The organism is Hymenobacter glaciei, assembly GCF_039539585.1.
In the GTDB taxonomy this organism is placed as follows: Bacteria; Bacteroidota; Bacteroidia; order Cytophagales; family Hymenobacteraceae; genus Hymenobacter; species Hymenobacter glaciei.
Map to the genome: position 1 here is coordinate 1 of NZ_BAABDK010000039.1, position 1,132 is coordinate 1,132.

Genomic DNA, 1,132 nt, shown 5'->3' on the forward strand with positions numbered 1-1,132 from the left:
GGGCGAGTGGTAGCCGAGGGCTGAGTGGCGGCGTTCGGCGTTGTAATAGGCGACGTGGTGGCTGATTTCGAGCCGGGCCTCGGCCAAGCCGGGGAAAGTGCCGCCGTCGAGCAGTTCGGCTTTGAAGCGGCTCCAAAAGGATTCGGCGTGCGCGTTGTCGTAGCAGTTGCCGCGCCGGCTCATGCTGGCCAGGGCCCGGTGACGGGCCAGCAATTGTTTAAAGCGGGTGGCCGTGTACTGGCTGCCTTGGTCGGAGTGCACGATGAGCCCGGCCGGCGGACGGCGCACGGCCAGGGCGCGGCGCAAGGCTTCGCTGACCAAGTCTTCGGGCATGGTTTCGCGCACGTCCCAGCCCACGACCTTGCGCGAGCAACGGTCGAGCCACACGGCCAGGTACAGCCAGCCCCCGCCCTGGCGGGGCAAGTAGGTGATGTCGCCCACCCACACCCGGTTCGGGGCCGTGGGGGCCGGTTGGTTGAGCAGGCGGTTCGGCGCGGCGCGCACGGCCGGGTCGGAGTCGGTGGTGCGCGGCACAAACGAGCGGGGCTGCTGGGCCCGCAGGCCGTGGGCGTGCAGCACCCGGCGGATGCGCCAGCGCCCCACCGCGTGGCCTTCGGCTTGCACTTCCGCGCGCAGCCGACGCGTGCCGTAGCGCTGGCTGTGGCGCACAAACGCTTCGCGCACAAACGCTTCGCGCACCGCGCTTTGCCAGGCCGGTTCGGCCGTTGGTTCCTGCTGGCGGCGCTGCCAGGCATAGTAGGCGGCCGGGGCCACGCGCAGCGCTTGGCAGAGCTGACGCACCGGCACCTGGGCGGCCCGTTGGCCGATGTGCTGGTAGGCGCTCACCGGGTCGGCTGGCCGAAGATGACCAAGGCTTTTTTTAAAATATCGAGCTCCTGCTCCGCCCGCTTGAGGCGGGCGCGCAGGGCGCGTACTTCCGGGTCGCGCGCCACTTCTTCGCTGCCCACCTCGGCCACGAGCTGCGCCTGCTGCCAGCGGTAGAGCAGCTTGGGGCTGATGCCCAGTTGCCGGGCCGCGGCCTGCGTGCTGCGGCTTTCCGTGGCCAGGCGCAAGGCCTCCGCCTTAAACGCCTCGTCGTATTTGCGCCGTTGGTCGGGCGACGCCCCGCTCT

The 1,132-nt window shown here is 70.3% G+C and carries 2 protein-coding genes; both read right to left on the reverse strand.

What is annotated here, in order from left to right; translation table 11 throughout:
• Positions 1–846: IS3 family transposase (locus ABD837_RS24855; protein WP_345060038.1), on the reverse strand; the 846-nt coding region annotated here is incomplete at its 3' end.
• On the reverse strand, positions 843–1,132 hold a 290-nt coding region (locus tag ABD837_RS24860; RefSeq protein WP_345060041.1), incomplete at its 5' end, for a transposase. The genes ABD837_RS24860 and ABD837_RS24855, both read right to left, overlap by 4 nt.